19 protein-coding genes are annotated in these 26,783 nt (G+C 61.9%); 9 read left to right on the top strand and 10 right to left on the bottom strand.

Translation table 11 applies throughout. The annotated features are described in order from the left end of the window. Positions 1-63: 63 nt before the first annotated feature. The gene (locus ACXAHG_RS16915) at positions 64-1,647 is read right to left on the bottom strand and encodes an ABC transporter substrate-binding protein (protein ID WP_475059155.1); all 1,584 of its coding nucleotides are present in this window, start codon (positions 1,645-1,647) and stop codon (positions 64-66) included. A 160-nt stretch (positions 1,648-1,807) separates the two neighbouring features. On the opposite strand from ACXAHG_RS16915, the gene pdxR reads away from it, so the two are divergent. After that, a complete protein-coding gene (pdxR, locus tag ACXAHG_RS16910; protein ID WP_475039247.1) occupies positions 1,808-3,286 on the top strand; it encodes a MocR-like pyridoxine biosynthesis transcription factor PdxR in 1,479 nt (492 codons plus the stop codon). Here the strand turns inward: pdxR and ACXAHG_RS16905 are convergent. Together ACXAHG_RS16905 and ACXAHG_RS16900 are read right to left on the bottom strand one after the other, a co-directional pair. Next, complete coding sequence (locus tag ACXAHG_RS16905) at positions 3,283-3,732, bottom strand: Lrp/AsnC family transcriptional regulator (RefSeq protein WP_475039246.1); 450 nt, start codon at positions 3,730-3,732, stop codon at positions 3,283-3,285. The two genes, pdxR and ACXAHG_RS16905, sit on opposite strands and share 4 nt — an antisense overlap. 60 nt (positions 3,733-3,792) lie before the next feature. Beyond that, positions 3,793-4,626 (bottom strand): LysR family transcriptional regulator, encoded by an 834-nt coding sequence (locus ACXAHG_RS16900; protein ID WP_475039244.1) that lies wholly within the window; start codon positions 4,624-4,626, stop codon positions 3,793-3,795. Positions 4,627-4,730: 104 nt separating this feature from the next. On the opposite strand from ACXAHG_RS16900, the gene ACXAHG_RS16895 reads away from it, so the two are divergent. From ACXAHG_RS16895 to ACXAHG_RS16875, 5 genes are all read left to right on the top strand, one after another. Beyond that, positions 4,731-5,774, top strand: a complete 1,044-nt coding sequence (locus tag ACXAHG_RS16895; RefSeq protein WP_475039243.1) for an LLM class flavin-dependent oxidoreductase — start codon at positions 4,731-4,733, stop codon at positions 5,772-5,774. Then, positions 5,771-6,286, top strand: a complete 516-nt coding sequence (locus tag ACXAHG_RS16890) for a flavin reductase family protein (RefSeq protein WP_475039241.1) — start codon at positions 5,771-5,773, stop codon at positions 6,284-6,286. Before ACXAHG_RS16895 ends, ACXAHG_RS16890 begins: the two co-directional genes overlap by 4 nt. After that, positions 6,277-6,471 (top strand): 2-hydroxymuconate tautomerase, encoded by a 195-nt coding sequence (locus ACXAHG_RS16885; RefSeq protein ID WP_475039239.1) that lies wholly within the window; start codon positions 6,277-6,279, stop codon positions 6,469-6,471. The genes ACXAHG_RS16890 and ACXAHG_RS16885 overlap by 10 nt, the downstream gene beginning before the upstream one ends. An 11-nt stretch (positions 6,472-6,482) precedes the next feature. Further along, on the top strand, positions 6,483-7,265 hold the full coding sequence (locus ACXAHG_RS16880; protein WP_475059153.1) for an alpha/beta fold hydrolase: 783 nt from the start codon (positions 6,483-6,485) through the stop codon (positions 7,263-7,265). A 422-nt stretch (positions 7,266-7,687) separates the two neighbouring features. Beyond that, the gene (locus ACXAHG_RS16875; RefSeq protein ID WP_475039236.1) at positions 7,688-9,931 is read left to right on the top strand and encodes a methyl-accepting chemotaxis protein; all 2,244 of its coding nucleotides are present in this window, start codon (positions 7,688-7,690) and stop codon (positions 9,929-9,931) included. 64 nt (positions 9,932-9,995) lie between these two features. Here ACXAHG_RS16875 and ACXAHG_RS16870 read toward each other — a convergent pair whose 3' ends face one another. The 3 genes from ACXAHG_RS16870 to ACXAHG_RS16860 all read right to left on the bottom strand — a co-directional run bounded on the left by ACXAHG_RS16870 (position 9,996) and on the right by ACXAHG_RS16860 (position 15,182). Beyond that, positions 9,996-13,037, bottom strand: coding sequence for an efflux RND transporter permease subunit (locus ACXAHG_RS16870; RefSeq protein ID WP_475059150.1), 3,042 nt, complete (start codon positions 13,035-13,037; stop codon positions 9,996-9,998). A gap of 10 nt (positions 13,038-13,047) precedes the next feature. Then, entirely contained in the window at positions 13,048-14,088 is a 1,041-nt protein-coding gene (locus ACXAHG_RS16865) for an efflux RND transporter periplasmic adaptor subunit (protein ID WP_475059147.1), read from the bottom strand. A 320-nt stretch (positions 14,089-14,408) separates the two neighbouring features. Further along, the gene (locus ACXAHG_RS16860) at positions 14,409-15,182 is read right to left on the bottom strand and encodes a FadR/GntR family transcriptional regulator (protein ID WP_475059145.1); all 774 of its coding nucleotides are present in this window, start codon (positions 15,180-15,182) and stop codon (positions 14,409-14,411) included. Between the two features lie 329 nt (positions 15,183-15,511). Between ACXAHG_RS16860 and ACXAHG_RS16855 the strand changes: the two genes are divergently transcribed. The 3 genes from ACXAHG_RS16855 (at position 15,512) to dld (ending at position 20,456) form a co-directional block, all read left to right on the top strand. Continuing rightward, on the top strand, positions 15,512-16,564 hold the full coding sequence (locus tag ACXAHG_RS16855; RefSeq protein ID WP_475059142.1) for a TRAP transporter substrate-binding protein: 1,053 nt from the start codon (positions 15,512-15,514) through the stop codon (positions 16,562-16,564). A 123-nt stretch (positions 16,565-16,687) separates the two neighbouring features. Further along, positions 16,688-18,754 carry a TRAP transporter large permease subunit gene (locus tag ACXAHG_RS16850; RefSeq protein WP_475059139.1) on the top strand — a complete coding sequence of 689 codons (2,067 nt, stop codon included), beginning with the start codon at positions 16,688-16,690 and terminating at the stop codon, positions 18,752-18,754. A gap of 19 nt (positions 18,755-18,773) precedes the next feature. Next, the gene (dld, locus tag ACXAHG_RS16845) at positions 18,774-20,456 is read left to right on the top strand and encodes a D-lactate dehydrogenase (protein ID WP_475059136.1); all 1,683 of its coding nucleotides are present in this window, start codon (positions 18,774-18,776) and stop codon (positions 20,454-20,456) included. A gap of 24 nt (positions 20,457-20,480) precedes the next feature. On the opposite strand, the gene ACXAHG_RS16840 is transcribed toward dld, so the two are convergent. From ACXAHG_RS16840 to ACXAHG_RS16825, 4 genes are read right to left on the bottom strand one after another with little or no spacing between them, the layout of a single operon-like run. Further along, entirely contained in the window at positions 20,481-21,722 is a 1,242-nt protein-coding gene (locus tag ACXAHG_RS16840; protein ID WP_475059134.1) for an NAD(P)/FAD-dependent oxidoreductase, read from the bottom strand. After that, a complete protein-coding gene (locus tag ACXAHG_RS16835) occupies positions 21,719-22,741 on the bottom strand; it encodes an Ldh family oxidoreductase (protein ID WP_475059131.1) in 1,023 nt (340 codons plus the stop codon). Before ACXAHG_RS16835 ends, ACXAHG_RS16840 begins: the two co-directional genes overlap by 4 nt. Before the next feature lie 56 nt (positions 22,742-22,797). After that, a complete protein-coding gene (locus ACXAHG_RS16830; RefSeq protein WP_475039222.1) occupies positions 22,798-24,324 on the bottom strand; it encodes a trimethylamine methyltransferase family protein in 1,527 nt (508 codons plus the stop codon). Positions 24,325-24,350: 26 nt separating this feature from the next. Beyond that, positions 24,351-26,780, bottom strand: a complete 2,430-nt coding sequence (locus ACXAHG_RS16825) for a GcvT family protein (RefSeq protein WP_475039220.1) — start codon at positions 26,778-26,780, stop codon at positions 24,351-24,353. Positions 26,781-26,783 lie beyond the last annotated feature (3 nt).

The following is a 26,783-nucleotide window of genomic DNA, read 5'->3' as shown; positions in this document are numbered from 1 at the left end:
CGCCCTGAAAAAACGGCGGACGTCCGGGGGAAGGCCGCCCGCCGCAGTCTTCGGGATGTCAAGTTACAGCAGCCAGGTTTTCACCAGCGCGCCATCGTACATCATGCCGCCACCGGAATCATTCTCCCAGCCGCCGACCTGTTCGCTGACCGCGTCAATGAAGTCGTTGAACATCGGAATGATCGCGCCGCCCTCGTTGCCGACCATGACACTCATCTCACGGTACAGCGCAGTGCGCTTGGCGGTGTCCAGCTCACCCTTGGCCTGCAGCAGCAGCGCGTCGAAGTCTTCGCGCTTGAAACGGGTGTCATTCCAATCAGCGTCCGATTTATACGCGGTTGAGAACATCTGATCCTGCACCGGGCGGCCGCCCCAATAGGAGGCGCAGAAGGGCTCTTTGTTCCAGACCTCGGACCAGTAGCCGTCGCTGGGGACGCGCTCGATCTGCAGCGGAATGCCCGCCTTGGAGGCGCTTTGCTGGAACAGCTGCGCTGCATCCACCGCGCCCGGGAAGGCGGTGTCGGAGACCTTCATCACAATCGGGCCGTCATGGCCTGACTTCTGGTAGTAGTGGCGGGCCTGATCCGGATCATAGGCGCGCTGTTCGATATCATCCGAGAACAGCGGATAGGCGGCATTGATCGGAGAGTCATTTCCGACGCTGCCAAAGCCACGCAACACCTTGTCGACCATCTCCTGCCGATCGACCGCCAGTTTCAGCGCCATCCGCAGGTCGTTGCTGGCAAACGGCGGAGTGTCGCAATGCATCAGGAAGCAGTAATGGCCGCGCCCGGCAATGCTCTCGATTCGCAGGCCCGGCGCCCGGCCGAGCAGCTTGGCGATCTTCGGCGCCACCCGGTTGATGAAATGCACCTGGCCGCTCTGCAGCGCTGCAGTACGTGCAGTGTCATCGTTCAGCACCAGGATTTCGATCTCTTCGGCGTGGCCGCGGCCTTCGTCCCAGTAGTTGGCGAATTTCTTGAAGGCATGCCGAGCGCCGGGCTCGTTGACTTCCAGCGTGTAGGGGCCGCAACCGATGCCGGACGCCGGGGCATCCATGCCGCCACCGGGCTGCACCACCAGGTGGTAGTCGGCCATCAGATACGGCAGGTCGGCGTTCGGCGTGTCCAGGGTCACTCTGAAGTAATCGCCGTCGACCTTCATCGACTCGATGCCGCGCATGATGCCAAGCGCGCCGGACTGGCTGTCCTCGTTGGAGTGGCGCTGCATGGTTTTCAGCACGTCCTCCGGCGTCATGGTCTTGCCGTTGTGGAACTCAACGCCTTTGCGGATCTTGAAGGTCCAGGTCTTGGCGTCGGCGCTGGCTTCAACCGACTCTGCCAGACGCGGCACGATTTCCCCGTGCGTGTCAACTTCGACCAGCAGGTCGCCATAGGCGGTAAGCACGTTGTTGGCAACGGAACTGGCCGCCAGCGCCGGATCCAGGCTGTCAGTGCTGGCGCCGCCCTGCAGACCTGCGCGGAGCAGGCCGCCCTTCTTCGGACCTTCGGCACGCGCAGCCGAGGCTAGCAGGCTGTTGGCGCTGGCCGCGGCAACCCCCAAGGCCCCGGCACGGCCAATGAATTCCCGGCGGTTCATGAGGCCTTTGACCGCCTGTTCCACATAGTGGTTGATGATGTCAGACATGTTCTTCCCCTGCTGGCCGCACCGCGGCCGCTCTGGCCAGTGCAACCTTCTTACTGTTCGCAGGCCCGAGTCCGGGCTGATGAAGATGTGTTGACAGAAAATGGTTTTGCCTTCTACGGCCATTTTGATTAAATGATGCAAACCATTTTGAAGGTATCCCGTGCCGGAGCAAACGAAGCATTTTGCCCCGCTGCCGTTTCTGCAGCTGGACCGTGACTCAGCCACACCGCTTTATCTGCAGCTGGTCCAGCAGCTTCGCGGGATGATTCAGAACGGAGATATCAAGCCGGGACAGAAACTGCCCTCCACGCGCTGGCTGAAGGATCACCATGGCATCGCCCGCAGCACCCTGGTCGCCGCGTTTGAACAGTTGGTGAGCGAAGGGTACCTGCAAAGCCGGACCGGTTCCGGCACCTTTGTGAACCCGGAGTTCCCGGGCCTCACTCCCAATACCGGAAGCGCGGCAGAACCGCCCCGTCCGCCCAGGCTGTCACAGCGCGGAATGACAGCGGCCAAAGGGCTGGACCCGTCCTACTTTGACCCGGTCCGGGTGCGCCCGTTCCTGGCCAATATCCCAGCCATAGATTTGTTCCCGCACAAGATCTGGGGCCGTATTGAAAACCGGATCCGCAACCGTCTGGACAGCACGATGATGGCTTATGGCCAGCCCGGCGGCTACGCGCCGTTGCGTGAAGCGATTTGCGATTACGTACTGAACCGGCGCGGGCTGAAATGCAGCCCGGATCAGGTGATTGTTACCAACGGCTCCCAGCAGTCGCTCAATCTGATTGCGGCGCTGCTGCTTGATCCTGGCAGTAAAGTGCTGATGGAGGACCCCTCCAGCCCGGTTGTGCGGCTGAGTTTTCAGGCGCAAGGCGGGACCATTATGCCGGTTCCAGTGTCGGAAACCGGCGCCGCTGTGCCGGCGGACTGCCCGCAATCCAGGGGGGCACGGCTGGCCTACCTGACGCCCTCCTGCCAGTATCCGCTGGGCGCGGTGATGCCGATCGCACAGCGGCTGGAGTGGATGGATTGGGCCCGCCGCAACAGTGCCTGGCTAATCGAGGATGATCTGGACAATGAGTTCATGTTTGGCGGCCGCCCGGATCCGGCAATCTATTGCGACGATCATCAGGCGCGCACGATCTATGTTTCCAGCTTCAACAACGCGCTGTTCCCATCGCTGCGGCTGGGGTTCATCATCGCACCCGTGGCGCTGTCACGGCCGTTGATGGCGTTGAGTGCAATCACCGACCGCGGTCCCAACACTTGGCTGCAGGCGGTTCTGGCGGAGTTCATTGGCCAGGGCCATCTGAGCACCCATATGCGCCGTATGCACAGCGCCTATATTCGCCGCCGCAAGGCAATGTTCAGCAGTTTTGAACGCATTGCCAACCCGCAAGTTTTCCTGCGTCAGAACACCAGCGGCTTGCGGGTGATTGCTGATCTTCCTGCGGGAATTCAAGACATGGATGTTCTGGAACGGCTGGAAGCACGCGGGCTGTCAGCCTATGCGCTTTCTTATTATTGTGTGCAAAGGCAGGACCTTAACGGGCTGCTGCTGGGCTTTGGCTGCACTCACGAAGACGATATTCCCAACGCAGTGGAAACCCTGTGTGCCTGTTTGTCCGGCGCCTAAAGAATATCCAAAGAGACCTTGACCCGGTCCATCACCACTGAGGATGTAAATCGGCTGACATTGGATTCATCAAAGAAATACTCTTGGGTGAAGGTTTCGTATTCTTTTATGTCCTTGACGATGACAACCAGGATAAAATCCGCCTCACCCGTGGTGTAATAGCACTGCTGGACCTGCGGCGCCTTGCGCATCTTTCGTTTGAACGCATCCAAATGCATCCGGCTTTCACGCTCCAGCACGACCTGAACGATCACTGTCATTTCCCGTCCCAGTTTTGACGGGGACAAAAGCGCGATTTCCTTCTCGATCACGCCAGTGTCGCGCAGCTTCTTCAGCCGTTTCTGCACAGCCGGCGCCGACAGGCCGATTTCGTGGCTGATTGCTTCTGCAGTCAGTTGGGCATTCGATTGGATCAGCCGGAGTATATCGTGGTCTTTGTCGTCCATGACGAATTTTTCCTCTGGTTCGGCCTGGAAGACAACTTGAATCGGCAGAAACCTGGCAATTCAGGTGCGAGAAACCCCATGCGCCGCAAGCCAGCAAAAGGCGTCTTCGCGGTCCTTGCGCCAGGACAGGAAGCTCCGCTGCTCAAAGGCTGGCGCGCCTTGGACCTCAAACAGAAGCTCTTTTGAGATCAAATCAGCGGTCATCCGCCGCGGCAGATAGGCAGATCCGCCCTTGGACAGCAAATGCGCCAAGGCCCAGTCCGGATTGCTGAACGCAACAGAAGCGGTTTCACCGCTGGGCCAGGTTTCCGCATGTTGTGAGCGCACAGCGGGGCCATAGTCGACATAGATATACGCAGGGTCCCAGTCCACAGCCCGGCGCGGGCTGGTCGCGACCTGAACCAGCAGGCATGCGGAAAATTCCCTGCTGGCAAATTGTGCACCGGACAGCGGTTCGGTAAGCAGCGCGGCATCGCTCATCCCGCTCTGCAGCCAGGAGTGGGCGTCCGCAGCTAAGCCTGCCCAGACTTCACAAGCTGTTTCAGGATAGCTTTCCCGGATACCGGCCATCCAGGCTTCGCCCAGCCCGGTCCACAGGCCCGGATCGCAGACAAAGCTGAACAACCGTGTCACGCCCTGCGGCAGGCTGATCCGTGCCCGGGCATTTTCCCAACTGCGCACAATCACCTCTGCCTGCTCAAGGAAGGCGAACCCTTCCTTGGTCAGTGTGGCGCCTTTTCGGGACCGCACCAGAAGTTTTGCCCCCAGCGCCTGCTCCAGCGTGTCCAGCCGGGCCGTGACAGCGGATTGCGTGATGTTCAGCTCCTCTGCGGCCCGGTTCAGGTTTCTGGTACGGACCACGCTGAGAAATGTTTTGATGGCGGCAATGTTCATGCATCAGATAATGCAATAATACTGCATTTAAGAATAGAATAAATCCGTTTTCTTGATTTACTGATTTCTGCCACGCTGCGCCTGTCACTTAGGGGAGGCCAAAAATGGAATTCTGTATCCAGCTGTCAGCGGATTATCCGGATAAATCCTACGGCGGCGACCGCGTTTACGCTGATATGCTGGATCAGGCGAAGCTTGCGGATAGCTTGGGCTTTGATGCCGTGTCAGTGACGGAACATCATCTCATCAATTGCCTGATGATGCCGGCACCGTTGCAATTCGCTGTCAAAATTGCCGCGCACACGCAGCGTATCAAGATCATGACCTCAATTGTGGTGCTGCCGCTGCATGACATGCGCATCTATGCTGGCGAGGTTGTGGCCGCTGACATCTTCACTGACGGACGCCTGCTTTTGGGAGTTGGCCGCGGTGCCTTCAAATACGAGATGGAGCGGCTGGGTGTGCCGATGGAAGAAACCCAGTCCCGGTTCAACGAGTCACTGGCCGTTCTTCAGGCGCTGCTGTCGGAAGAAGAGGTGAGCTGGGACGGGACATACTATAAATTCGATCCGATCACGATCATGCCGCGCCCGCTGCAGCCCGGCGGGCCGCAGATGATGATGGCGGTGCTTAACCCCGAAGGCATCTATCACTGCACCAAACGCGGGTTCCACATTCAGACCACGCCGCTGTCGGGAAACCACCAACTGCTGCTGGACCAGGTTGCAGCGTTCAACCGCGCCAAGCACGAAATGGAGGAGGCCGGGCGCGGCTTGACGCTGTCGCTTTCACGGGTCGGATTCGTGACCCCTAACGCTGCGGAACGGCAGAAGAAAATTAGAGCTGCTCACAGCTACTACAGCCGCTTTGACAACGTGTTCACAGGCCCCGGGATCGTGGACAAAGGCATGATCCGCGAAATACCGCGTCAGCAAAGCGCAGAAGACCTGGCGGAAAGCCTGCTGATCGGCTCCCCGCAGGAAATGATAGACAAACTGGCGCCTTATGCGGAGCTTGGTATCGACCGTGTGATCCTGAACCCAAATTTCGGCTGCGACGCCCAAGAGACGCTGGACAGCATTCAGTGCTTTGCAGAAGAGGTGATGCCGGAATTCACCGGGCGCGCTGCTGCGGAAGCTGCAGAATGACGGCAGTGGATGCCAAGGCATTTACCAATGCGATGCGGCAGGTGGCCAGTTCAGTCACCGTGGTCACAACCGGCGGCCCTGCCGGGCAGGCCGGGGCCACTGTCAGCGCATTTGCATCCGTGTCCGCAGATCCTCCATCCGTGTTGGTCTGCCTTTACAGCGGCAGCCGGATTGCCCGCGCAGTGACAGGAAACGAGGTATTTTGCGTCAATATCCTGCCAGAGGACGCCGCCCGGACCGCCCGTATCTTCGCCGGGCTGACTGGCGCAGCTTCCGGCAGCAGATTTGAGACCGTTGCAAACCAGCAGTCCCCCTCTGGCCCGCTCCTGGCTGGGGCCACGGCCCTTAACTGCTGTCTGGAAAAGACCCTTGTGCACGCAACGCACACCGTAGCGATCGGACGTGTAACCAGCATTCGCAATGCGGCTGTGCGCCCGCTTACATATTTGGATGGCGCCTTTCAATGTGTCCGTCCCCCTCAAATTGAGACAGGAGACCAAGGATGCCAATAATCCGTGTTGAAATGTTCGCCGGTCGCAGCGAGGCGCAAAAGCGCGCCATTGTCCGCGAGCTGACCGATGCATTTGTCAGAACTGCGGGCGGGACCCCAGCCAGCGTGCATGTGGTTCTGACCGATGTGGACAAGAGCAACTGGGGCTCCGGCGGGGAATTGTGTTCAGATAAATTTCCGGATTGAGGAGGGCTGTGATGACCAAGGCGATTGATTGTGAATTCACTGTTCAGGGCGATGGCCCGCCGCTGTTTCTGATCCACGGTATCGGAGCGGCCCGCAACACCTGGGCAAGGGCCCTGCCGGAGCTTGCGCAGCGTTTTACGGTTGTCACTTACGACCTGCGCGGACATGGGGGGTCGCCCTTGCCGGCAGTTCCGTTCGGCCTTGATGAACTGGTGGCAGATCTGGAACGGGTGCGGGAACGAACCGGTTTTGCCAGCGGGCATTTCGCCGGGCATTCACTGGGCGGTATGATTGGTCCAGCCTACGCGCTGAAGTACCCGCAGCGGGTCCTCTCTCTGGGCTTGCTCTCGACGGCAGCCTTCCGGACAGAGGATGACAGCGCCAAAGTATGGGCTGTGGTACAGGCCATGGAGGAAAGAGGCATTCCTCAGGTGCTGGAAACACTGACTGCCCGCTGGTTCACAGACAGTTTTATCGCTGACAACCCCGGCGTGGTGCAGAACCGGCTGAAGCAGGTGATTGAAACCGCCCCAGACGTGTTTCTGAACGTCTTCCGGATTTATGCGGGCACAGAAATGTCACCCTGGCTGCATCAGGTCCGGGTACCGGCGCTGGTGCTGACCGGAGAACACGATGGCGGCTGCAACCCGCGCCTGAACCGGCAGATTGCTCAAGCCTTGCCCAGTTCAGAACTGGTCATCCTTCCGGGCCTGAAACACTCCCTGCTGCTAGAGGCTGGAGAGCAGGTTGCCAAGGAAATCATCCGCTTCACAGACGCCTTGGCAGGGTTGTAAGTGAAAACCGGAATCGGGTGGCAGCAGAAATTGCTGTATAACAAGGGACTTTCTGCGCTCTGTTTCAGGGCGCTGAAATCTTACCAGGAACTTGCCGGAACTTAGTTCAGGAGCAAGTTGAAGGCGTTGCCCTTTCTGTCAAATCATCAAATGTGAATGAGATCCTGGGTGACGGTTTGCGGCATGAGTTTTCGCGCCGCGCTCACAATCGATCACGCCTGCACTAGTTTTCAAAGGATTTTCAGGCTGAATTGGCCGGAACAGGCGTAACTTCAAATTTGCGGCATTTCGACAGAATGAATTCCGGAAAACTTCATTTGCGATAACTTAATGATACACACTTTTTCAGGACTTTCCTGATTAACACTCCTGTATGTCCAGGTCTGTGCCTGGGCGCCGCCGTTTGCAGGAGAAACTCGCCAATGCCCCGGACCACGAAGCTGCCGCTGAAACTGAAACTGCCGCTGATCATGGTGGCGCTGACGGGGGCATTCCTCGTTACAGTTTCCTTACTCGTTTATTCAATGGCAGAGCGCAGCATCCGGGAAAATGCGTTTGCCGCTCAGAGGATTGAGGCAAAATCCGGTGCCCAAGCCCTGGAATTCCTGCTCAAGGCTGCGCGTTCTGATGTGTCCAGCCTTGCCGCCCAGCCCGCGGTTTTCAGGGCGATCGGCAATTTTGAAAGGGTGATCGGCATGGTGGAGGAAGACGACCCCGTCACCTACTTGAAACAGACCTATGCGAGCGGCAATCCGAACCCTGTTCATCTGCGCGAGGAGCTGACGGATGCCGGTGACGGATCCTATTACAACCAGTCGCATGTGACCTATCATCCGACTTTCCTGCAAAGCCTGCGCCTGAACGGCTACCAGGACCTTTACTTGATCACGCCCAATGGGCAGATCGTCTACACGGTTAAAAAACAGGGGGATTTCCTGACCGGTCTTCAGCCGGGCACCGAGGGTGGGCTTGCACAGGTGTTCCGGGCGGCACTGGACGCCGAGGCGGGCAGTGTGGCAGTGGCCGATTTTGCGGCCTATAGCCACAGCGAAGGGGCGGCTGCCTTTATGGCCGCTCCGGTCTTCACTAAACGGGGCGATGTTGCCGGGGTGATTGCGGTGCGGCTGGGAACAGCAGGAGTTGTCAATGCCTTGACCAGCAACCTGTCAGGGGGCACCCATCAGAACATCTTTGCGGTCAGCAGCGACGGAATGGCCCGCAGCCCTTCTTCGGTTGAGGGATTGTTCCCGGTGCTGCAGCAAATGCCGGAGACGCCGCAAATCCAGGCAGCCAAGGCGCGGCAAGGCGGTCAATTTGAGGGGGTCAGCTCCTCTCTGGGTGAACGCGCCATTGCCCTGGTGATGCCGCTGGATCTTCCCGGCTTGGACTGGTCGCTGGTGCTGGAAACTGACGAGCATACCGCCTTTGCTGTTGTCGAACGTATCCGCCTGATTGCTGCCGCGCTGATCGGTGCGGCGTTACTGGCGGCCATTGGCGTATCCTGGCTGGCGGCGCGCAGCGTCACCCGCCCGATCCATGCCCTGCGGGAGGCCACCAATGCGCTGGCCGGCAGCAACTATGATGCCGAAATCCACGGCCGGGACCGTGGTGACGAATTGGGTGACCTCGCGCGCAGCCTGGACAGTTTCCGCGGCAAGCTGAAGGAAGCCGATGAAGCTTCAGCCCGCGAAGTGGAGGCCGCCCGCCATACCGCTGCCGTAGTCGACAGCATGAGCGCGGCCCTCTCCGAATTGCAGCGCGGCAACCTGGCCTGCGACATCCAGGCGCCGTTCGACGGCCACTACGAAACGCTGCGGGAAAACTTCAACCGCAGTCTGGAACGGCTGCGCGGCTCAATGGCTGAGGTCGTCGGCGCGGCGGAGAACGTTGGCCGCTTCTCCGAGGAGCAACGCGGCGCCGCAACGGAAATGGCGCATCGCACCGAAAGTCAGGCAGCCACCCTGGAAGAAACCGCAGGTGCCATCCGGGAGCTGACTGGCGGCATCCGCGACACTGCAGAGCGGGCGGGACGGATGGACGAAACCATGCGCGGCGCCCGATGCGAAGCTGAGCAAAGCACCGATGTGGTGACATCTGCCGTGGCCGCAATGGACCAGATCCAGGAGGCCTCGGCGGAGATTTCCAAAATCATCAACATGATTGACGACATCGCCTTCCAGACCAATCTGCTGGCACTGAACGCAGGCGTCGAAGCCGCCCGCGCAGGCCCTGCAGGCGCCGGTTTCGCTGTGGTTGCCTCAGAGGTGCGTGCCTTGGCGCAGAGGGCCTCCAATGCGGCGGGACAGATCAAGGGGCTGACCTCGGCCAGCGAGGAGCACGTGGCCAATGGCGTTGCTATGGTCGGCCGCGCCGGCGACGCGCTGACCAGTATCATCGAGCAAGTGTCCGCCGTGTCAGGCCTTGTGACCGAAATCGCAGACGGAGTGCGTACCCAGTCCAGGGGGCTGGAAAAGATCGACGGCGCGATGCACCAGCTGGACAACATGACCCAGCAGAATGCGGCGATGTCCGAAGAGGCTGCCGCAGCCAGCCAATTGCTACAGAATGAAGCGCATAGTTTGACGGGCATCGTCGGGCGCTTCGATCTGGGCAAGGAGCATCTAGACCACAGGGCCGGCACCGTGCCGCAGCGCCTGAGTGCTTGAACACGAGGTCTTTGACCGGGGGCGCTGATACCGCGTGCGCCCCCGGTTTGCTAGCAAAGCCTAGTTAGGCGGATGCCGTTTCCTGTTTCTCCGCCCGGCGGAAAAAGATCAGGTAAAACACTGGCGCTGCCACCAGGGTCAGGACGGTTGCAAAGGCCAGGCCGCCCATAATGGTGATTGCCATCGACACAAAAAAGGCATCTGTCAGCAAGGGCGCCATGCCGAGGATGGTGGTCACCGCTGCCAGCATCACCGGGCGCAGGCGCGAGACTGAGGCCTCGACAATCGCTTCACGCAGCGGCTTGCCGGTTTCCCGCACGAGGTCAATTTCCTCCACCAGCACGATGCCGTTCTTGATCAGCATCCCAGAGAGGCTGAGCAGGCCCAACAGCGCGGTGAAGGTGAAGGGGAAGCCGGTACCCAGGAGCCCGATCACAACGCCGTTCACTGACATGGGGACCAGTAGCCAGATGATCACCGGCTGGCGGATCGCGTTGAACAGCAGAACCGAGATCAGCACCATGATCAGCAGCGTCACCGGCAGCTGCTTGCCAAGGCTTTCGTTGGCATCGCCCGAGCTTTCATGCTCGCCGCCCCATTCCATCAAATAACCGGGTGGTATCTCCATCGCCTCGATGGTCTCCTGCACCTCGGCAAAGACAGTGGCGGCAGTCAGATCCGCAGGGATGTCGGCGCCGACGGTCAGCGTAGGTACCCGGTCGCGCCGGTGCACCAGGGTGTTTTCAATCGCCACATCAATGCCGTCGATCATCTGCTCCAGCGGCACGAAACTGCCACCCGAGGAAGAGAATACCACCTGGTCATAGATGTTATAGCTCCCCTCGGGTGCGCGGCGCACCACGATGGGGATCAGCCGGTCGCGCTCGCGGAAGACACCCATCTGCAGGCCGTCGGTGGAAAACTGCAGCGCATCTGCGATGTTTTCACGGGTAACGCCTGCGGTTTGCGCACGGTCGGTGGCGTAAACCGGCTTCAGCACAGCCTCTTGTTCGCGCCAGTCATGGCGGGCGCTGAGGATGTCGGGGGAGGCGCCCTCCAGCCGCCGGATGGCTTCCTCGCCCAGTTGGCGCAGCACTTGCGGGTCAGGACCGGAGAAGCGCACCTGGATCGGGTCGCCGCCACCGGGACCGAAAACCAGCCGCTTGGTGCGGAATTCCCCCTCGGGGAATTGCGCCTGTCCGAATGTCTCGAGGTCTGCTTGCAAGGGCGGGATGGCTTCCAGGTTTTCGGTGCGGATTATCAGATGTCCATAGCTGGGATTTGGCTTTTCCGCCGAGTACGTCAGCATGAAACGGGTGGCGCCCTGGCCGGTGAAGGAGGCCACTGAGACCACGTCGTCACGCTTGGCCAGCCAGTCCTCGAACACCTGCATGTGGTCGGAAGTGGTGTGGATCGAGGTGCCCTGCGGCAGCTTGTAGTGGACGAAGAACAAGGGCGTGTTGGAGTTCGGAAAGAACTGCTGCTTCACCAGCCCGAAGCCGGCAAAGCAGGCCACGGTGACGCCAATCAGCGCGGCGACAACCAGCCAGCGCAGTTTCAGCGAAGCGCGCAGGATGACGCCATAGGTGCGGAACAGGATACCGCTATAGGCGTCTTTGTCCCCGCCCTTGCCCTGCTTGAAGAAGTAATGGCCCAGAAGCGGCGTTGCGGTCAGCGCCAAGAGCCAGCTGAGCAGCAGCGAGATGGCAATGACAGCAAACAGCGAGAAAAGGAATTCGCCCGAGGCATCGGGGCTTAGGCCGATGCCGGCAAAGGCCATGATGCCGATGACGGTAGCGCCCAGAAGCGGGATCTGGGTTTTCGAGGCGGCCTCATGCGCGGCCTTGCGCGAGGATTTTCCGCGCAGCATGGAAATCTGCATCCCCTCGGCGACCACGATGGCGTTGTCCACCAGCATGCCCATGGCGATGATCAGCGCCCCCAGCGAGATCCGTTCCATCTCGATTGAGAACATGTTCATGAAGAACAGGGTGCCGACCACGGTGAGCAGCAGGGTGGTGCCCACCACCACGGCGGCGCGCCAGCCCATGAAGAGGGCCAGAACGACGACCACGATGGAGACCGACATGGCGAGGTTCACCAGGAAGTCGTTGGAGGCCTGCTCCACCACTACATGCTGCTGGTAGATCGGTTTCAGCTCGACGCCGTAGGGGATTTGGCTGTCGAGCTCTGCCAGCTTGGAATCGACGTTGCGGCCCACCTCGACGATGTTTTCGGTGGCAAGCCCCGCTATGCCCAGTGTGAAGGCTTCAACGCCGTCAAACCGGATGATCAGGTCTGGTTTGCTGACACGCCCGCGATGCACATCAGCCATATCGATCACGTTGACCACTTCGCCTTGAGAGCCGATTGCAAGGCCGGCGATCTCGGTCACCGAGTCTGAACCTTCCGGCGCGCTCAGCCGGGTTTCAGCAGCTCCCGCCTCCAGACTGCCGGCGGAGCGGACAGAATTTGCGTTCGCCAGCGCGCTGTTAATTGCTTCAATCGGGATGTTCTGATTGACCGCAACCGCCATTTTGGGTTCGACAAAAACAGCCTCTTGCGGCAGCCCTGCGATTTCAACATCGGCGACCCCGTCCACCGTCAGCAGTTCACGCCGCAAGAAGGTGGCCAGCTCATGCTTTTCCGCATCTGTGAACCCTTCGGCGCTCACCGCATAAAACAGGCCGAACACGTCACCAAAGCCATCATTGACATAGGGCTGGCTGACACCTTCTGGAAGCGCGCGGGCCGCATCACGGATTTCTGCCCGCAGCTTGGTCCAGATTGCCGGCAGCTCAGTACCATCATAGATGTCCTGCATCTCCACTTCGATCAGTGAATGGCCCGGACGGTTGACCGAAGTAATCAGCTTTACTTCGCCCATCTTCTGGATTGCTGATTCCAGCGGCTCGGAGACTTCCAGAGCCACCTGCTCGCTACTAGCCCCATGATACTGCGTTGAAATTACTGCAGATTTGATGGTGAACGCTGGATCTTCCAGCCGGCCGAGGCTCAGAAAGCCCCAAATGCCGCCCAGCAAAGCGGCCAGCATGATGATCCAGGTGTAAAGCGGCCGGTTGATCGACCCGCGTGCGATGTCCATCTGCCTGCCCTCAGTTACCAAAACCGGAGAAACGGCGGACCCGTTGCCCGTCCTTCAGCGCGGCACCGCCTGTCACGACAATCTCCTCACCGCCGGCGAGCCCCTCCGCAATACGGAAATCCCCGTTTTGGGTGGCATCAACTTTGACAGCAGTCCAGTTGACCGCCCCTTCATCAGCACCTGCGGGTTCAAAGACCATCACCCCGGTGGCACCATCGGCTGCGGCGACCAGTGCAGTTCCTGGAACTCGGATCGCGGCATCACCGGTATCAACGCTGACCGCCACCGTGGCAGAGGCGCCAGGCAGAATCTGGCGGCCTTCGGGCGGGGGCAGGCGGAACGTAACCCGGTAGCTTTGGCCGACACTGCTCGCCTCGGCGTCAAATTCCAGAATTTCCAACGGGTATTGCGTGTCTTGCCCAGGGAAGTTGGCAACAATTGTCAGCGCGTCGCTTTCATCGGCCTGCTGAAACAGCACTTCCGGAACATCAACCTCAATGTGAAGCTCCGACATATCGTGCAGACGCACAATCGGCGTGCCGGCACTGACGGTGGTGAACTGCTCCACCTCGCGGCTGGAAACCAGCGCGTCAAACGGCGCATTCAGCGTGGCATGGTCAAGCTCATACTGCGCATCACGCAAAGCCACCCGAGCCAGCCCGGCCTCGGTCTCTGCGTCGTCAATGGACACCTGGCTGACCGTCCCGGTCAGTTTTTCCAGCCTGGCAACTGTCCGGTCGGCCTGCGCCTTTTGCAGACGCGCTTGTTCCAGCTTCAGCTCAAACGGCTCCAGGTCCAGCTCTGCGATCAGTGCGCCCCGCGCAACTGTGCCGCCTTCGGTAACCGGAAAATCCAGGATCTGGCCGCTCACTTGAAAGGCAAGATCAACTGTCTGCTTTGCCGCCACCTGGCCAAAAAACTGCCGCTCAAGCAGCAGTGCCTTAGAGGACGTCTGCAACAGTTTAACTGGCCTCGGCGGCTCCTCGGCCCCGACAGCCGCCGCCCAAACAATGAGCCCGCAGACCAGGGCAGGGGTTTGGTTCCAACGCATGACTGTCTCTCCTTCCAGGCCGCTTGCCGCCAACCCGCATGATAGCTGTTTTCGCCTCCGCTGCCAGTTGCCTTCAATTTGGAACTGGGCCTCAAGCTCACTAGCAAACAGCAGCCTATGCGGTGCTGTGAACAACCTTTGCTGCCCGACTCACTGGCCTGGGAATTTGCGGTGTCTAGCCGGCAATCGGAAACGTTCCTGTGAACCAGGTCACAAAACTGCGGGTTTCACCGAATAATCTGCTGCAACACAAAGGGCAGAATAACGGCTGCCCCGGACAGTCCAGCGCTCCCAAGACTCCGGGGCCAGCGCCTTGGGCATTAGCGTGTCAGCTGCCGCCGCTTGGCGGCGCGGATTTCGCGGGCCTGCTGCTCCCGGCCGGTTCGGAACGAGGCTTCGACAAAATCCATATGCCGACGCGCAGCGGCCTCGGCGCGGTCCGGGTCGCCGTCGATGATCGCCTGGGCAATCTCCTTGTGCTGCTTCAGCAGCTCGGCGCCGGTGCCGTCCATGGTGCGCAGGAATTCGCGGTTGTAAAACACCCCCTGCCGGGTCAGGTCGTAGACCGAGGCCATCATGTGGATCAGCGTGGTGTTCTGGCTGGCGTCGACCACTGCGGTGTGCAGGCGGAAGTCGGCCTCCTGGCTGGCGTCCTGATCGTCCTGCTCCCATGCGGTCTGCATATCGGCGACGATCTCGGCCAACCGCGCCTTGTCGGAGTCTGTGGCGCGGGTGGCGGCCAGGCGGCTGGCAAAGGCCTCCTGCTCGCGGCGGTATTCCAGGTAGTCGTAGAAGGCGCCGCCGTGGCGGGTGTAGAGCGACAGGAGGGCAGGGGACATGGCCCGGCCGGTGAGCGGCGCGATGAAGGTGCCTTCGCCATGGCGGACATTGACCAGACCGCGGCTTTCCAGCGTTTGCAGCGCCTCGCGCAGCTTGGGGCGCGAGACCCCCATGGCCTCTGCCAGCTCCCGCTCGGAGGGCAGTTTGCGGCCTTCTTTGAGGATGCCGTCGACGATCATCGTCTCAATCTGCTCGACCACGGCATCGGCAATTGATTCGTGTCCAACGGGGTCAAACGGGCGGATGTCGGTCATGGCGTCCACTTAGATGCTGGGAACCTCGGAACAGAGGTCATTCTGAAACTTTACCACTGCCCCGCAAAACTGCAAGCCGATGTACCCAGAAATACGGATGCCCGACTTCGAGGCAATGATATGAAAGAAAACAATATTTCATGAACCCGTCTTCAAAGTGCCGAAAAAACATGCGGTTTCGCCTGTCTCACAATCCCGCTGCCAACCCAATCAGTGGTAAATAAAGTTGTTGACTGGATTGCTTGGTCAACAATATTTACCAGCCATGCCGCATCAGCGGTAGGATCTGCGGCCGGAGGAGCGGCCGGACTGAACCCGGAGGAGACCCCATGAAAAAGACCCTGACCTCGCTGGCCGTGGCCGCTTCGCTGCTGGCAGCCCCTGCCGCACAGGCTGCCGACAAGCTGCTGCTGAAAACCCCGATTGCGTTTTCGACTGCGCTGCCGGGACTTGGCTCACCGATCCCGCGGGTGGCGGAGCAGCTGGACCTGATGTCGGGCGGCAGCCTGAAGATGAAGGTCTACGAGCCCGGCAAGCTGGTGCCGCCGTTCGAGATCCTGGACGCGGTGTCCTCGGGCAAGATCAACTCCGGCTACACGACCGCGGGTTACTGGGCGGGCAAGATTCCGGCCGCGCCGCTGTTCTCTGCCGTACCGTTCGGCCCGGAAGCGGGCGAATACATGGCCTGGCTCTACTATGGCAACGGCATGACCCTGTATCAGGAGATGTACGACCAGGCGGGCTATAACGTGAAGGTTCTGCCCTGCGCGGTGATTGCGCCGGAGACCTCTGGCTGGTTCGCCAAGGAGATCAACAGCGCCGAGGACCTGAAAGGCCTGAAGATTCGGTTCTTTGGCCTGGGCGGCAAGGTGATGCAGAAGCTGGGCGTTGCCACATCGCTGCTGCCCGGTGGTGAGATCTTCCCGGCGCTGGAGAAGGGGGCGATTGACGCCACCGAATTTTCCATGCCTGCAATCGACGCCCGTCTCGGTTTCCACAAGCTGGTGAAATACAACTACTTCCCCGGCTGGCACCAGCAGGCCACCGTGTTTGAGCTGCTGGTGAACAAGGACGTCTGGAACGAAGCCAGCGACCAGCACAAGGCCATCATCGAAAATGCCTGCAAGGCATCCATGGCCGACAGCTTTGCCGAAGGCGAGGCGATCCAGCACGCGGCGCTGATCGACAACGTCGAAAACAACGGCGTGCAGATCAAGCAGTGGGACGCTGAGATGCTGGATCTGTTCCGCACCACCTGGAACAAGGTTGCCGAGGAAGAAGCTGCCAACAACGAATTCTTCAGCAAGGTTCTGGGCGACATGCAGGGCTTCCGCGAGGGCTATGCGGTCTGGAAGGAAAACGCATTCCTCCCGCGCAAGTAACCCGCTTGCGCGACCTTGGGGCGGCAGTATTTCCGCCGCCCCGCCTTTCCCGATTTTCGTCATTTCCCTTACTGATACGGGCGCATTCACGTCCGCGCACGCCACGTTCCGGAGGAGGAAACCATGGCTGAGAATCTGCACCTGCAGGACGACCCGATCGAACGCTACGAAGAGATCCTGGAACACGGCGACGAAGACCGGCAACGGCTGGCAGTGTGGATCGACAACGCGGTCAAGGGGACCGGCAATCTGGTGATGTGGGCCAACCTGCTGCTGGTGCTGGCCATCGTTTCGCAGGTCGCCATGCGCTATCTCCTGAACCAGAACTATCCCAAGCTGGACGAGATCCAGTGGCATTTCTACGGGCTGGTGACGATGATTGGCATTTCCTATGCGCTGGTCACAGACAGCCATGTGCGGGTGGATGTGCTGCATATGCAGCTGAGCCGCCGCGCCCGGCGGATCATCGAGGTGATCGGCATCCTGACCCTGCTGGTGCCGTTCATCTATCTGATGATCGATCAGGGCTATGACTATTTCTATGAAAGCTGGCGGGTCAATGAACGCTCTGACAGCCCCACCGGCCTGCCGGCCCGCTGGGCGCTGAAGGCGGTGATCCCGCTTAGCTTTGTCATGCTGGCAGCGGCGGCGCTGGCACGGCTGATCCATGACGGCCACGCGCTGCTGGCAGGTCCGGCAGAGGAGCGTGCGGGCAAAAGCCTGCGGCTGGTGATCTGGGCACTGGTTGGCTTTGCGGTCGTGGCAACGGCGCTGACATTCCTGGTGGAGAGCACCGAGGAAAAACTGGTCATCGCCATGTTCCTGACTTTCATTGCGCTCTTGTTCACCGGGTTTCCGGTGGCCTGGACGCTGGCCGGGGTAGGGGTGGCCTATTGCGGGCTGGCCTATCTGTTCGACAATGGCCTGATGAACTGGACCGGGCTGGAGGAAACCCTGACTGGGCTGGATTACCTGACGCTGGGCGCGGTGGTGAACCGGGTCTATGCCACCATGTCGAACGCGGTTCTGGTGGCGCTGCCGATGTTCATCTTTATGGGTCTGATGCTGGACGAAAGCGGTGTTGCCGAGCGGCTGATGGGGGCGATGCAGCGGCTGTTCGGCACCGTGCGCGGCGGGCTGGCGATCACCGTCACCATGATTGGTATCATCCTGGCGGCCTCAACCGGCATCATTGGCGCCTCTGTGGTGCTGCTGGGCGTTCTGTCGCTGCCGTCGATGATGGAGCAGAAATACGCGCCGTCGCTGGCGGCGGGCGTTGTGTCGGCCTCTGGCACGCTGGGCATTCTGATCCCGCCGTCGATCATGCTGGTGATCATGGCTGACCAGATGGCGCTGAGCGTCGGTGATCTGTTCATGGCCGCGGTGTTCCCGGGCGTGATCATCGGCGCGCTGTACCTCACCTATATCTTTGTGATTGCGCTGATCAAACGCGACGTGGCCCCGGTGCCGGCAGGCGCCAAGCGCCCGGACTGGGCCGCGGTCAAGGACGTGCTGATTGCGGTGCTGCCGACGCTGGGGCTGATTCTGGCCGTGTTAGGCTCTATTTTTGCGGGTCTCACCACGCCGACCGAGGCGTCGGGCGTGGGCGCGCTGGGGGCCACCCTGCTGGCGCTTGGCTACCGCAAGCTGACGCTGGCGAAGCTGGTCAATGTGCTTAAGGCGACCTTCAACACCACCGCCTATATCTTTGCGATCTTCCTTGGCGCGACGGTGTTTTCCTATGTGCTGCGGGAGCTGGGCGGCGACGCGCTGATCGAGGAGATGATCCAGGGCACCGGTTTCGGCCCCGAGGGCACCGTCTTCATGATCCTGTTCATCGTGTTCCTCTTGGGGTTCGTGCTGGACTGGATCGAGATCACCCTGATCGTGCTGCCGCTGATGCGCCCGATCGTGAACGGGCTGGGACTGGATATCCCCGGGTTCGGCGCCATTGATGAGCCGGCACTGGTGTGGTTCGTGATCCTGGTGGCGGTGACGCTGCAGACCTCCTTCCTGACGCCGCCGGTTGGCTTTGCGCTGTTCTATCTCAAGGGCGTGTGCCCGCCGGAAATCCGCCTGGGCCATATCTACAAGGGCATCATTCCTTTCGTGCTGCTGCAGTTGACCGGGCTGATGTTTGTCTACCTGTGGCCGGCGCTGGCGACCTGGCTGCCGTCAGTGGCGTATTGAGCAGGGGAGGGCGGCTGTCATGAGCGATGCAGAGCTGATCGGGACGCTGAAATCCATCTGCGGGCGCCGCCATGTGCTGACCGCCGCCCGCGCCACTCGGCGGTTCCGCAAGGGGTTCCGCTCGGGCGAGGGGGAGGCGCTTGCGGTGGTCCGGCCGGCAACCCTGCTGGAGCAGTGGAAGGTGCTGCAGGCCTGTGTCGCGGCGGACAAGATCGTCATCATGCAGGCGGCCAACACCGGGCTGACCGAGGGCTCCACCCCCAAGGGCAGCTATGACCGCGATGTGGTGCTGATCAACACCCGGCGGATGGATCAGCTGCAGCTGCTGGACGGCGGCAAGCAGGTCGTCAGCTTCCCGGGCAGCACCCTGTTTGCGCTGGAAAAACTGCTGGCGCCCCTGGGCCGCCAGCCGCATTCGGTGATCGGCTCCTCCTGCATCGGCGCGTCGATTGTGGGCGGGGTCTGCAACAACTCCGGCGGGTCGCTGGTGGAGCGGGGGCCGTCCTATACCGAGCTGTCGCTGTTTGCCCGCATCACCGGGGATGGCGAGCTGGAGCTGGTCAACCATCTGGGCATCAATCTGGGCGCCAGCCCGGAGGAGATCCTGACCCGGCTGCAGAGTGGCGATTACCGCCCTGAAGATATCGAAACCGGCAACCGGAAGGCCTCGGACACGTCTTATGCCCGGCGGGTCCGCGACATCGACGCGCCGACCCCGGCGCGGTTCAACGCCGACAAGTCGCGGCTTTATGAGGCGGCGGGCTGTGCGGGCAAGCTGGCGGTGTTTGCGGTGCGGCTGGACACCTACCCGAAAAACGCCGAGGAGCTGACCTTTTACGTGGGCAGCCAGACCACCGCGGCGCTGACCGCATTGCGCCGCCGCATCCTGGCGGAGTTTGCCACCCTGCCGGTCAGCGCCGAATACATGCACAAGGACGTCTTTGACCTGTCGGACCGCTATGGCAAGGACACCATGGTGATGATCGACAAGCTCGGCACCGACCGGCTGCCGATGTTCTTTGCATTGAAGGGCGCGGTGGATGCGCGGCTGGCCGGCATTCCGGGGCTTGGCAATCTGACCGACCACGTGATGCAGATGCTGTCGCGCCTTTGGCCGGACATTCTGCCGCGGCGGATGCGGGCATTCCGCCGGTCCCACCCGCATCACCTGATCCTCAAGATGCGCGATGGCGGCATTGCCGAGGCCCGCGCGCTGCTGGAGGAAATGGCTGGAAACGGCGACCTCATCTATTTCGAATGCACCCCGCGCGAGGCCAAGATGGCCGGGCTGCACCGATTTGCAGCCGCCGGCGCCGCAGTGCGTTACATGGCGGTGCACCGTGCAGAAGTGGAAGACATCATTGCGCTGGATATCGCCTTGCGCCGCAACGATCAGGACTGGTTCGAGGAACTGCCGCCGGAGATCGCGGACCAGTTGGTCAGCAGGCTCTACTACGGGCATTTCATGTGCCATGTGCTGCATCAGGATTACATCGTGAAGAAGGGCGCAGACCCGAAAGCGCTGAAGGACGCGATGTTGGCGCTGCTGGACAAGCGCGGGGCCGAATACCCGGCAGAGCACAACGTCGGCCACCTGTATCCGGCCAAGCCGGACCTGGCTGCGTTCTACAAATCGGTCGACCCCACCAACAGCATGAACCCCGGCATCGGCAAGATGTCCCGCAGGAAAAACTACGCCTGATGCGGCATCGCAACCGGCGGGGCTTTACATAAACCTGTTCGGCCCAAAACCTGCCAGCCCGGGCTCCAGCGGCCGTCCTGAAACCACATCCGCGATCAGCCGCCCGGTGGTGGCGCCCAGGGTCAGGCCCAGCTGGCCGTGGCCGGTGGCAAAGCTCACATTTGCCAGCTTGCTGGTGCGCCCGATAATCGGGCGGGTGTCGGGGGTGAAAGGGCGGCGGCCCATGCGGCGCTCGCGTTTATCTGCTTGCAAGCCCGGCAGAACCCGGTGCGCGCGTTTGACCAGCACATCGGCCCGGCGCCATTTCGGGGCGGCTGACAGGCTGGCGAACTCGACTGTGCCCGCAACTGCCAGCGCATCGCTGTAGGGTGTAAGGCCAAACCCGCCCGCGGGATAGAAAACCGTGTGTTTCAGATCAACTCCGGGATCCCGCAAGGCGGTGGAATAGCCAATCAGCCCTTCCATGTGCAGCGGGATGCCAAGCTGTCCGGCAAGGCCCTTGGAATGGGTGCCTGCTGCGATCACGACTTCATCTGCCGCCACCAGCTGCCCGTCCGCAGCGCGCACATTGATGATGCGGCTGCCGTCGCGTTCAAACCCTGAACATGCCTGCGCCAGCACCGTGCCGCCACGCCGGACAAAGGTCCGCGTCAGCCTTTCAACCAGTTGTTTCGGATCAGTGACAAAGCTCCAGTCCCGCAAAACTGACGCGTATTTGAAATCGGCGGCGATGGCCGGGTCCATCTCATGAGCTTCCTGGCCGGAGATGTCGTCGATGGTGCAGCCCAGCTCGCGCGCCAGATCAAAGGCGGCGCCCATGGTGGCCTTGTCGCGCTCATCATCGAACAGCTTGATCACCGGGCGTTCCACCAGCAGTTCCGGCGCGCCGATATCCGCCAGCTGCGCCTTAAAGTCCGCGGTGGCGGCAAAGGTCAGCCGCGCCAGATCGGCGGCAATGGCGCGCATGCGGGAGGGCAGGGAATTGGCGGTGAAGCGGGCAAACCAGGGCAGCAAGGGCAGCGCGCTGGCCGGGCGCAGCGACAGCGGTGCCTCCGGGTCCAGCAGCCAGCCCGGCACTTTCATCAGCATGCCCGGCTGCGACAGCGGCACGATCTCCCCCACCGCGATGCAGCCGCAGGAGGCCCAGCTTGCGCCCTCGCCAACTGGTCCGGGCTCCAGCACGGTGACGCTGTGGCCCTCGGCCTGCAGCGCCAGCGCGCAGGAGATGCCAACAACGCCGCCGCCCGCAATCACCACCCGTTTCATGCGGGGTTTGCCAGCTGGTGCAGCTGCGCCAGCAGGTCTGTGCTGACCTCGACACCCTCCGCCTCGGCAGCAGTGCGTTTCTTCAGCCGCCCGTCGCCGGGAACCCGCGCGGCGCCATTGCCCTCGATCTCGGCGCAGATGCGGGTGATGTAATCCCCGAATGCGGCATTGCCGAAACGGGACGGGTCGATGGCGATCAGGGTGGCGCCGCCCTTGATGTTCAGTGCGCCGAAGGATTCACGCTCATTATTGTCAGCTGACAATTTTCCGCCCGCCAAGGCGGCGCCCAGCACTTCGATCATAAAGGCAATCGCGGCCCCCTTGTGCTCGCCAAAGGGCAAGAGGCTACGGGTTTCGAGGATCGCATTAGGGTCCGTGCTGGGGTTGCCATCCGGATCCAGCCCCGCAGGACGGGGCAGATCGTGGCCTTCGGCCGCAGCCATGCGGATGTCCATCAGCGCCACCATTGAGGCCGCCTGGTCCCAGACCACCGGCTCTGCGCCGTCGCGCGGGCAGGCAAAGGACATCGGGTTGGTGCCGAACACCGGGCGCACACCGCCCTGCGGCACCACCATCGACAGCGAGTTGATGACGGCCAGCGCCACCAGCCCGGCCTCGGCCAGCGGTTCGGTGTCAAAGCGCAAGCCGCCCAGGTGGTGGCAATTGGAACAGGTGAAGGCGGCTATGCCGTTCTCACGCGCCAGGGCAATCAGCTCCTGCCGCGCGGCGGCCGCGGCGATCTGGTAATAGCCGTTGTCCGCGTCGCCCCGCAGCACGCCCGGCGCGATCTTTTCGATCTTGGGGGCCGCGGCGCCATTGGCATAGCCGGAAGTGAAGCTTTGCGCATAGACCGGCAGCATCCGCAGGCCGTGGCTGCGCGGACCGTCGCGTTCGGAGCAGGTGACGATATCGGCAATCACATCGCTGCCCGCCGCGTCCATCCCTGCGGCCACAAGGACAGATTTGGCCAAATCCCGCACCTCGGCGAGTGAGAGCGTTTTTGTCGAAGCTGTGGTCATGGGCTCAAATCCTGTCCTTGTGTCGGGTCAAACCGGGCGCTTTGGCGCCCGCCTTGTCAGGCTTGGTACAGTGCGCGCTTTTTGGCAACATATTCGTCGAGTGCGCCGCGCTGACCGTCCGGCATCGGCGGCTGCACGTAGCTGTCCAGCATCCGCCGGGCCTCCTCGCGGCCCACCAGTTCCGCGGTTTTGGCGCCCTCCGCCTCCCATTGCTCGAAACTGTCGTTGTTCTGCAGCGGGTTCATATGCATCGGGTTTTCGCGGGTGTGATCGGTGCCCAGGAAATGACCGCCGGGGCCAATCGCCGCGATGTCACCCAGCAGCGCATCCAGGCTTTCCTCCTGCAAGCCGCTGAAAAAGCGGTGGAAGTTCTCCAGCTGCAACGTGTCCTGCACCCACTTCGCATAGCTGACCCCCAGCGCACCCTCCAGGAAGCCAGCCGAATGCACGATGTAATTCGCACCGCCTAAAAGCACCGGCCACATGGTGTTGGCGGTGTCGAAACCCGCCTGCATGTCTGGCGATTTGGAGCCGGTCCACATGGTGCAGGTGCGCCAGGGCACGCCGTAGAACCGCGCCATCTGGCCGACCAGAAGGTTCATCAGGCCGGGTTCCGGCGAGCCCATCATCGGGGCACCGGTCTTCATCGACACGCCCATGATTGCCACCCCCAGAACCATCGGCGCGCCGCGGCGGATGATCTGGCTGTAGGCCATGCCCGCCAGGCTTTCGGCGATCAGCAGCGCCACACCGCCCTGCGGGCTGGCGGGTGCCGAGGCGCCGGCCAGCACAAAGGGCGACAACAGGCAGGGCTGGTTGGCAGACGCATAGACCCGCAAGGACTGCAGCATGGTCTCATCCCAGACCAGCGGCGTGTTGCAGTTCAGCAGCGCGGCCAGAACCACGTTATTGTCGACGAATTCTTCACCAAAGACGATGCGCACCATATCGACCGTGTCGCGCGCCGCCTGTTCCGACAGCACCGAGCCCTTGATCGGCTTGTCGGTGAGCGTCAGCGCCGCGTGCACCAGCTCCAGATGGCGCTGCGGCACCGGCACGTCCTGCGGCTCCACCGGCAGGATGCCCGGAACCATCATCGACTGGCTCATCTGGCTCAGCTTGAAGAAGTTATGCGCATCCTCCAGCACCGAGGGGCGGCGGTTGCCGTCCAGGTCGTAGACAAAAGGCGCGCCATAGGCGTTGGCAAAGACCGAATGCCGGTTGCCCACCCGCAGCGAGCGGTCGGGGTTGCGGGCGGCATAGCCCCATTCCGACGGTACCGAGGAGATCAGCTCCATCAGCATGTCCCGCCCGATGCGCACCCGTTCGCCCTGCACATCGGCGCCCGCGCGCTTCCAGTCAGCCAGCGCCACCGGATCGCGGAATTCGATGCCGGTGGTCTCCAGGATCGTCATCGCCGCGTTGTGGATCTTCTCCACCCCTTCAGGACCCAAGAGATCAATGGGGCCGACCCGGCGGTTCAGCGCAGGCAGGTAGACCGGGGCCGGGTTGGTGCGGGCTTTGACGCGCGCAGCCCGTCCGCCCCGGGCGCCGCGCGGCGCCCGTGTTGTTTGTTCCGTCATGTCATGCTCCTGTGGCTAGGCCGGGATCAAGCCCGCGCGCGGGCGCTGGTTGGGTCGACGGCGCAGACGCCGATCACCTCGGCCTCGCGCATCTCGTTGTGGACCATCACCTGCAGGCGCGTGCCCTCGGCGGTGAGCTCCTGCGGCACCAGTGCCATCGCGATGTCGTGGTTGCAGTAATAGGAGAACCCGCCCGAGGTGACGCGGCCGACAAGCGTGCCGTCCTTGTACACGCTCTCATCCGCCATCACCGAGGTGTCGCAGAACGGCAGCTTCAGGGTGACCAGCGTGCTGTAGCCGCCTGCGGCCTTCTGTTGCAGCAGTGCCTCACGGCCGATGAACTCGCGGCCCTCCAGCGCCACGAAACGGTCCAGCCCGGCCTCGAACGGGGTCATGTCCTTGCAGATCTCCCGGTTGATCGCGCGGTAGGATTTCTCCAGCCGCATCGATTCCAGCGCCTCCAGCCCAAAGGGTTTGACCCCGGCCTTCAGCAGCTGATCAACCAGATGGCGGTTGTAGCCGACCGGATGATGCAGCTCCCAGCCCAGCTCGCCGGTGTAGGAGACACGCAGCAAATGGACGCCCTTGGCATAGCCGACCTCGCCCATCTGCGCCGTCAGCCAGGGGAAGGCCGCGTTCGACAGGTCATTGTCGGTCAGCTGCTGCAGGATCTCGCGGGACTTCGGCCCCGCCAGGGCAATCACACCCAGCTGTTCCGAGATGTCCTCCATGATCACCGAGCCATCATCCGGCAGCAGGCGCGACAGGTAATCCCAGTTGTAGACCTGCCCGTTCGGGGTGGAGACCAGGTAGAAGTCGTTCTCGCCGTAGCGGACAATGGTGTATTCGCCCTCCATGCCACCCTGCGGATTCAGCGCCACCGCCAGGGTCATGCGGCCAACCTTGGGCAGCTTGTTGGCCATGATCCCGTCCAGCCATTTGGCAGCACCTGGGCCGCGCACGGTGAACTTGGTCATCGGCGACATCTCGATGAAACCGGCCTCCTCGCGGGTGACGCGCACCTCTTCCTGCACCAGCTCCATGTGATCCGTGCGGCGGAAGCTGTGTTCGGGGATGGCCTCAGCGGGCGATTTGGCAAACCAGCGCGGGAATTCATAGCCGTTGAACGTGGTCCAGACCGCGCCATGCGCCGTCAGCAGATCGTAGGACGGCATCGTCTTCATCGGCCGGGCGGAAGGGAAGTCCTCACCCGGGACATGGGCGTCCATATGGGTACCCCAGGTCTCGCGCACCTTGTCCATGGTCCAGCGCTTGGAGGCATAGTCGCCAAAGCGGCGCGGGTCGATTTCGGACATGTCGATGCCGGGGTGGCCATCAACGATCCAGCGCGCCAGGCGTTCGCCCATGGTGCCGCCCCACAGGATGCCGCCGGGCACGCCCTCGGCAAGCCACAGGTTGTCGTGCCCCGGTGCCGGACCGCACAGCGGCAGCTCGTCCGGGGTCATCTGGAAGGGGCCGCGGGTGTTGGCTTTGATGCCCACTTCGCCCAAGGCAGGCACCCGCTCCAGCGCGCGTTCCCACTGGGTTTCCACCGCCTCGAAGTCCTCCGGCAGCAGGTCGGCGCCGAAATCGGCCGGAACCCGGTCCTCGGCAAACAGCTTGAGGTCTTTTTCGAACTCATAGGGGCCGAACTGGAAGCCGCCGACATCCTCGCGCAGGTAGGCGCCGTAATCCTCATCCCGCAGGATCGGGAATTCGGGCAGACCTTCGGCGCGGCGCTCTTTCAACAGCGGCACGGTCTCAGTTGTCCAGTACTGATGCACGATCGGGATGCAGGGCAGGTCCAGCCCCACCCGGCGGGCGTTCTCGCGGGCATAGTTGCCGGTGGCAAAGATCAGATGCTCGCAGGTGATCTCCCCCTTGCTGGTGGTCACCTTCCAATGGCCGTTGTCCAGCTTCTCATAGCCCTGCGCCTCGGTGTTCTGATAGACGGTGGCCCCCTGGTCACGGGCCAGCTTGGCCAGGCCCATGGTGATGTCGGCCGGGTTCACGTAACCGTCCTGGTCATGCAGGATGCCGCCGCGGATGTTCTCGCTCTGCGCCAGCAACGGGTGGATCTCCTTGATCTCCTCCGGCGTCACCAGGCGGCAGGGCACGCCGGCGGCCTCGGCAATGGAGATATAGGACTGGAACTCATCCCAGCGCTTTTCGGTATTGGCCACCCGCAGCTGGCCGACCTGGCGCAGGCCGACGGAGGACCCCAGTTTCTCCTCCACCTCGCCATAGATGCGGATGGTTTCCATCGTCATCTTGGAGATGTTGTGCGAGCGCACGAAGGTCACCAGCAGCCCCGCCGCATGCCAGGTCGACCCGGAGGTCAGCGTGGTCCGCTCCAGCATCACCGCATCGCTGCAGCCGTGCTGCGTCAGCCCGTAAAGGATCGAGGCTCCGACACAGCCGCCGCCGACGACCACCACTTTTGCATGCGACTTCATAGA

It is taken from the genome of Leisingera sp. ABD4_442 (assembly GCF_056160905.1).
The sequence above is the reverse complement of the archived record's forward strand: the minus strand, read 5'-3'. Positions and strand labels throughout refer to the sequence as shown.